At 71.7% G+C, this 7,623-nt stretch carries 4 protein-coding genes; 1 reads left to right on the top strand and 3 read right to left on the bottom strand.

Annotation, left to right across the window (positions count from 1 at the left end; genetic code table 11):
- Window positions 1-135: CHRD domain-containing protein (locus tag ACWDY5_RS41190; protein ID WP_449727559.1), on the top strand; the 135-nt coding region annotated here is incomplete at its 5' end.
- A gap of 209 nt (window positions 136-344) precedes the next feature.
- On the opposite strand, the gene ACWDY5_RS41185 is transcribed toward ACWDY5_RS41190, so the two are convergent.
- The 3 genes from ACWDY5_RS41185 to ACWDY5_RS41175 form a co-directional block, all read right to left on the bottom strand.
- Complete coding sequence (locus tag ACWDY5_RS41185) at window positions 345-1,763, bottom strand: amidase (protein WP_449727558.1); 1,419 nt, start codon at window positions 1,761-1,763, stop codon at window positions 345-347.
- Between the two features lie 92 nt (window positions 1,764-1,855).
- Complete coding sequence (locus tag ACWDY5_RS41180) at window positions 1,856-2,005, bottom strand: hypothetical protein (protein ID WP_449727557.1); 150 nt, start codon at window positions 2,003-2,005, stop codon at window positions 1,856-1,858.
- A 25-nt stretch (window positions 2,006-2,030) separates the two neighbouring features.
- Complete coding sequence (locus ACWDY5_RS41175; protein WP_449727556.1) at window positions 2,031-6,476, bottom strand: Hsp70 family protein; 4,446 nt, start codon at window positions 6,474-6,476, stop codon at window positions 2,031-2,033.
- Window positions 6,477-7,623 lie beyond the last annotated feature (1,147 nt).

The raw sequence follows: 7,623 nt of genomic DNA, 5'->3' as shown, positions 1-7,623 counted from the left end.
GGCCGCAGCCGCACGTGCACTGATGTCGACCCGGGCCTGGCCCGTGAGCTGAGGCGCTCACCGAGCCAGTTCTACGTCAACGTGCACAACGCGGAGTACCCGGCCGGCGCGGTACGGGGTCAGCTGCGACGCTGACCCGGCCACAGGCCCGGCGGTTCCCACCCGGTCTGGGGAACCGCCGGGCCTTGGTGGCGTAGCCAGGTGACCGCGAGTGGTGCGTAAGGTCCGCCGCGCCGCTTCAGGGAAAGCTCGCGCTCCTGCACTTCCCGGCGTGTGCGGAACGGTGGTGCCGGCGAATGCTGCCACGTCATCGTCCCGGCCATGGAGGACCGTCGGTGGTCTGGTCAGGCTCGCGGTTGCGGGCGCGGATCGATGGGGGTGAGCGGTCCGGTGCTGGCCTCGATCGCTGCCGCGGCGTCGAGACAGAGGTCTTCGCGGAAGCGCGGTCCGATGATCTGCACTGCCTGCGGCAGTCCGTCCTCGACGCCGACGGGAACGGTGACCGCGGGCAGGCCCAGAAGGTTGACGGTCACACTGATGCGGATGCAGTCCGGCCAGCCCGCCTGCCAGCGCGGGTCGAGGTCGGCTCCGGTCTCGAACGCCGGCCGGGTGCAGACCGGCGCGAGGATCAGCGGAGCCTGTTGCATCCAGGTGTGCCAGGCCCGTGCGATGGCTGCCCGTTCCATCATCGGATCGAAGGCCGGAGTGCCCGCGGCCGCGGTCCAGGCGGTTTCGAATGTCTCCCAGAAGCGGGCGAACTCACCCGGAGCGACTGTGGCCACGGGAGGCTGGTGCTCGTGCACTCGACCCCAGGCGGACATGATCTGGTGGTAGATCTCGCCGGCTCGCTCCAGCATGGGGGGCCGGCGCTCCTCGACGAGGTAGCCGGAGTCGGCGAGAACGCCCGCCGCCTGGCGCAGCGCGGCGGCCACCACCGGGTCAACCGGGCCTCCGGGGTCAGTGACGACCGAGATCCGCACCGGCGCCGGGGCCGGAGGACCTGCCCGTGGCACCGGTGCGTGCCACGGGTCGCCGCCTGATCGGCCGCACATGTGCGCGAACGCCAGCCGCAGGTCCGCCACGTGCCGGGCGAGCGGCCCGTGCACGGCCAGCAGTTGGAATGCGAACGGCGCTGGCTGTGGTTGCCCAGGGCTGCCGCTGTGAGACACACGGCCCAGGGATGGCTTTAGCGCTGCCACTCCACAGCAGGCCGCGGGCCAGCGCAGCGACCCGGCGCCGTCGTTGCCCAGGCCCAGCGGTGCCATGCCAGAGGCGACCGCGGCGGCGTCGCCGCCGCTGGAACCGCCGGGAGTGTGCCGGGCCGACCACGGGTTGCGGGTGGCGCCCCGGAAGGTGTTGGCGGTGTGCCAGCGCATCCCGAACTCGGGCATGTTCGTCCGGCCGACCGGAATCGCGCCCGCGGCGCGGAGCTCCCCGACAGGTGGCGCGTCGCCATGAGCTACCGCGTCCCGCAGTCCGGCGATGCCGAGGGTTGTCGCAGAGCCGGCCACATCGATGTTCTCCTTGACCGTCATCGGGACGCCGCACAACGGCCCCGCCGGCTCACCCCGTCGCACCGCGGCGTCGGCCGCGTCCGCGGCCCGCAGCGCCTGCTCGGTCAGTATGAGGGTGACCGCGTTGAGCACCGGGTTGACCTGGTCAATCCGCTCAAGATGCGCGCGGGTGACCTCACGTGCAGATGCCTCTCGGGCCTGGATCAGCCGGGCCAGCTCGCGGGCGCTCATCGCCCACAGTTGCGTCACCGTATTTCTCCCCTGCTTGGAATCGGTGGAGTAGCGGTGGGAAAACTAGGGTGAGAAAGCGGGAAGAAACAGTCTTGTCTTCTGGCCCGGCGTCAGCCGCCCGCGAAGCCGACTTCGCTTTGACGGCTTCTTCCCGCGGTTTCGTTGGCCTTGGTGCCTCGATTCGTGGTGGTGTCCAGATGTCGGGGCGCGTCGGGAAGATCGAGCGCGCGGAGCAGTGCGGTGCCGCGGATCGTGCTCACGATGCGCGGCACCGCCGACTGACTCTCACCCGTGGCGGTCGAAGCCCGCGTCCCCCAGGAGCGGATCCAGCGCGTCGACGCTCAGCACGCGGGCACCGTCGGTCTTGCCGGAGACGATGACACCGATGACCTCGCCCAGGTCGTTGAGTACCGGTCCGCCGGCCCCGGACGGCGGGATCCGCACGCCCGTCCGGAACACCTGGAGGTCGGCCACCGATTCGAACTGGTCGATCAAGCCGGTCACTCGCGCGGCTGTGTCCGCCGGATCGGGAGTCCACACCGGGTCGCCGATCCGCACCAGTTTCGCGTACCCCAGGCGTAGTGGCACGACGGCGACCGGTGCGGCGAGCCGGAGCACGGCCAGGTCGTTGTCGGGTGAGTCCGGCAGATGGACACGTGTCGTCGCCCGGGCGCCATCGCCGGTCTCGACCACGATGGTGTCCGAGTCGGTGAGCCAGGACCGGCTGGTCACCACCAGCCAGTCCTGGACGAGAAACCCGGCACCCGGCGGCGAACCCGCTACCTGGATCCGCACTAGCGCGGCCGGCACGGGGCCGGGCGAACTGCCGGCGGCGTGGCGCAGGGCGCGGTACCCATCGAGGTCGCCGGTCTCCGCCAGGCAGTGCGCGTACCGGCGGATGTCGCCGGCGTCGGCCGGCGGCTGGGGGTGCGCGGCGAGCGCCTGGCGGTGGTCACCGGCCGCGTAGTGGTTGCGGAACCGCTGCAGCGGATCGGGCTCGTCCAGCGCGAGCCGCACCAGGACCGCGTTCCACCGGGCGACCTTGGTGGTGAGCTCGCGCAGTCCGGCCGTCCGCGCGTTCAGCTCGTCGGTCAGGCGCGTGGTCTCGGCGAGATCGGCGTCGACGTCGTTGTGGGGTTCTTCGAGGTAGTCCAGCGAGGCAACCGCCGACTCGCGCAGTGCCCGCCGCGCGAGATCGAGGTCGAGCTCGGTCTGGTTGACCTCGTTGAACATCTCGACCAGCAGCACCCGGGTCTCGGCGTCCGCGGCGCCCGGCGCGGGGCGGTGGGTGCGCTGGCGGTGCCGGAACTCCTGCCACGCCGCGCCACTGTCGTCGTCCATTGTGGACTCGACGAGCTGGCGCAGTCGGTCCCGCAGGTCCGTCGCGTCCCGCTGCCGCTGTTCGGTCTCCCGTTGATGTTCGTAGCGCCGGGTCAGGTCGGCGACCTCCCGCGGCGACAGCAGCGTGGTGTCGGCGATGCGGATCGAGTTGGACTTACCCGTGCCCTGGTCCCTCGCGGTGACGGCGAGCACGCAGTCGGCGTCGATCTCGAAGGTGACGTCGATCTTGGGGACGCCCTTCTCAGCCGGTGGGATCCCGGTCAGTTCGAACTGGCCGATCTTCGACTCCTGGTCGAGTGCGCCGTTGAAGATCTCGATGCGCACGACGGTCTGGAGGTCGTCGTGCGTGGTGTAGACGTCCGATCGCTTGGTCGGGATCGTGGTGTTGCGGGGGATGAGCTCCGACAGGCTCTCCCGGTCGTGCTCGTCGCGGATTCGGATGCCCAGCGACAGGGGAGTGACGTCGAGCAGCAACACGTCGTCCAGTGACCCGGCGCGCATCGCGCCGAGCAGGGCGGCGCCGCTGGCCACCGCGGTCCGGGGATCGGACACCACGGTCCTGGCCAGCCCGAACGCGTCTTCCACCGTCTCCCGCGCCAGCGGGGACAGCATCGGCCGGCCGACCAGAACCAGGTGCTTCGGGCGCGTGCCGAGCGACGACCGGAAGTCGGCGCAGACCTTGCGCAGTCTGGCCAACGGTTCGGCGAGGATGTCGGCCAGTTCGGCGCGGCTCAGTTCCAGCCGCACGTCGCGGTCGCCGAGGCCGCGCAGTTCATAGCTGGCGTGCTCCTGGGCGGACAGGTCGACCTTGAGACTCTCCGCGGCGATCTCCAGCCGCCGCCGGACCGCGCCCCGCGCCGGCACCGCGATCCCCTGTCGCTCCAGGCGGGTCACCAGCGCCCTGGTGATGGCGGCGTCCAGGTCCTTGCCGCCGAACTGGGTGTCACCGCCCACGTCCCGTACGTCGTAGACGCTGTCGCCGACGTCCAGGAGGCTGAGGTCGAGAGTGCCGGCGCCCAGGTCGACCACGGCGATGGCATCGGTCAGGCGCCGCTCGCGGGCGGCGGTGATGCACGCGGCGGTCGGTTCGTGGATGAGCCGAACGAGCTCGACCCCGGCGATCCGGCAGGCCGAACGGGTCGCGGCCTTCTGGTTGTTCGCGAAGTAGGCCGGAATCGTCACGACCACCCGCGGGCGGTCCAGCCTCAGGTCGTGGTTCTGCTCGGCCCAGGACAGCCATTCCTTGCGTACCACGCCGATCTCGGCGCGGGCCAGCTCCGCCACGCGTTCCCGCACCTGGCCGGCCAGGAAGGTCTCGACCAGCCCGCGGGCGTGCCGGATCAGCCTGGCGGCCACCTCCTCCGGACGGAAGGCGCGGTTGCGGACCTTGTAGACGGTGCCGCGCCCCATCCGCCGTTTGGCGGCGTCGATGTGGCCGACCAGCCACGGCGCGAGGGTCTCCTCGCCACTCAGGCCGACCAGCTCGTTGCCCTCCCGGTCCAGGCTCACCGTCGAGGCGAAGTGCACCTGCCCTCGCCACGGGCAGAACACCGGTTGCCGCGACTCGGTGTCGTAGACGGCGGCCGCGCACGTGGTGGTGCCCAGATCGAAGCCCCAGATGTCGCTGAAGCGCGTGTCGACGTCGGCGCGTGCCTGGCCGACCCACGCCTGCGCACGTTCCTCGAACTGGTGCCGTTCCCGCGCGCCCAGGCTGTCCAGCGCACCGCTGACCTCCGCGGCCCGATGTCGCGGCACCAGGCCGTCGTCGGTCAGCTGCCGCAGGGTCTCGGCGGCCAGGGAGCTCGCGCCGCGGGCCGCCACCGCCGCGATGCAACGTCGTGCCAGTTCGTCGTAGTCGCCGGTGCGACGCAGGCACTCGGCCAGGCGGGCGTCCTCCGCGGCGGCGCCGCCGAGCCACTGCACCAGGCAGGTGGCCGCGGCGGCGAACTCGCCGGCCGCCATGAACAACGGGACGGCCCGCTCCCGCTGGCCGATCCGTTCATACAGGCGAGCCGCGCCGGCCACGTCGCCGCCGGCCTCGCACGCCTCGGCGCGGGCGGCCAGCGCGTCGGGCGTGTGGTCCTCCCGCAACACCCTGACCGCCTCGCCGAACTGCCTGGCCTGGAGAAAGAGTTGGTTGGCACGAAAGAACTCGCCGCCGTCCTCCGCGCGCCGAGCCGCCTGGGCGGGCTCACCGGCCGCCTCCTCGAACCTGCTCCACGCCCGGTAGACACCTTGCTGGCCGGTGCTGTGCCGAACGAGCTCACCGAAGTGCCGCCGGGTCGCGCCGAGCAGGGTGGCCCGCAGATCAGTCAGGTCGGCCCGGCGGGCGGTGAGGGCCTCGGCCGGCTCGCTCGCCCGGTCCAGGTGCGCGATCACGCCCTGCACCTGCCGGGCCGCTTCGGTGAACTCCTGCCGGTCGATCAGCCGGTGGATGCCGGTCCGGCACCGGTCAGCGAGGGTGCCGAGCCGCTCGGTCCGATCCGCGGGACACGTCGCCATCGCTTCGAAGAACTCGCCGAGCTCCTCGTGGCACCGGCTCACCTTGCCGGGCTGCCCGGCCTCCTGGTACGCGGACAGCGCCTCCGCGTACCGGCCGGCGTCGAACAGCAGGTCTGCCAGGCGGTCGACCAGCGCCGCGACCCGCTCGTCGGCGCGCTCGCGGGCCAGCACCAGCCCGGCCGCCACGTCGTCGACATCCGTGCTCCGCAGGCAGCAGTCCAGTGCCTGCCGTACCTGTGCCGGTGTCTCGGCCAACCGGACGGCGGCGGCGCCGTGGCCAAGGAAGCAGCGCACCTCGAACAGGTCCGGCACGAGCCCGCTGGGCAGATGCTCGAAGAACAGCCGCCACAGCTGCTCGTCCCGCGCGAGCGAACCGCGGGCAACGAAGCCGCCCAGCACCCGCGTCACCGTGCCGGCCTCGAGCAGGCCCTGCGCCCGCCACCGCTCGAAGTCAATCACTATGGCGTCGGCGTCGGCGCCGGTCGCGAGGAGCACGGTCATCCGGTCCCGGGCCCGGATCTGCAGCTCCGGCAGCCTCAGCCGCGTGGCCACCTCGAAGACCACGGTCAACGCGTGGCGATCCGCGCGGGTCGTCAACTCGGTCAGCCAGGACTCGTCCGCCGCGGTCAGCGGGTAGCGTTCCGGCGGAATCCGGGCGTCGTAGGACCGGAAGATCTCCTCGGCCCGCGGCGGGTCCACGCGCAACGCCAGCCGCAGCGCTCCACCGTAGTCCCGGACCGCCCCGTCGGAGGCCACACCGCCCGACGGCGGCTCGGGAAACCCGGCCGCCAGCCGATCCGCCGCTCGCGACAACCGCCGCGCCGCGCCGCCGGCCAGCCAGTCACGAACCAGCTCACGAAGAGGAGGCCGCATCTGCCTCTCGCTCACATTCACCTCTGCGCCGCGCCGAGCCGCCTCCAACACCCGGAAGCTACCAGCCACCCGAAGTCCTGCGATGGCGATGACAGCTTGCTGTCACGGTTCCGTCCACCCGCCGGCGCCGGCGGGTGGTCAGCGGTGGTCGAGGTAGGTGAGTACGGCGCTGACCCCGCGGTGCCCACTGTCCTCTTGGGACAGTCCAAGCCTGAGGTACTCCATCGACGGGAATTGGTGGCCGGAGCTCGCGCCCCGGCGCCGCGGTCGTGAATGGAGACGCTGGCATCGTGCGGGAGGCGGCGTACCAGTGCCCACCGGTGGTCGTCCTCGATCCCGGTTCGGGTGTCCCGCGTGTTCATCGTTCGCGGTCAAGCACATCCGCGTTTCGGGAGGCGGACAGGACGAGGCGAGACCTGCCGCACCGTGCCTCTCAGCGACGGGAGTTCTGGTCAGGCCCGGAGCCGGCCGCCACCCCGGCCTGGTGCGAGCACTCCCGGCACACTCGCGGATGGCAGGGCCCCGCTCAGTCGGTGAACGCCAGCCGCACAGCCTCGTGGTCAGCGACCCGCCCAGCGCCACCGGCCCGCCCAGCTGATTCACCCGGTGCGAATCGGGGGTGGCGAACCGGTTGATGTCCAGCCGCCTGCTGGCGGGCGGGTGGTAGCTGACCAGCACGGTGGCCGGTTCGATCGACCTGGGTGTGCCCGTCGCCGGGGCTACCTGCTCTCCGGCCGGAGGGTGAGGTCCACCCGGATGAACGCCTTTCGGCCGGCAACCCGGTCGCGGGTGTCGCGTCTGGTGGAGTGTGAATCTCATGCCTACTGGCCGGAAAATGGCGACTGCCACGATGATCGCGGCCGCTTTCGGCCTGTCGGCCTGGGGCCAGCGTTCCAGCTCCCACCATGCCGGCGGCGGCCACCCTGGGATGCCCAAATCCGCGCGGCCACGGAGCGCTATGAGTCTACTGTGGACAGTCCACAACAACTGATTTCGTGCGCCGCCAGGTACTCGAACCGCGAACCCGCTGATCAGGAGTCAGCGGACTGGCGTGTCGTGCGGTGCCAGCCGCCGGCTCCTGGGCTGCCGTGGTTGGGCTGCCTGGGCTGGGGCTCGTCGCCGCCGCGGAAGCGGGGGTGGCGGTACAACGCCTGGCCCTGGT

It is taken from the genome of Crossiella sp. NPDC003009 (genome assembly GCF_053591555.1).
This window is presented reverse-complemented; position numbering and strand designations above follow the sequence as displayed.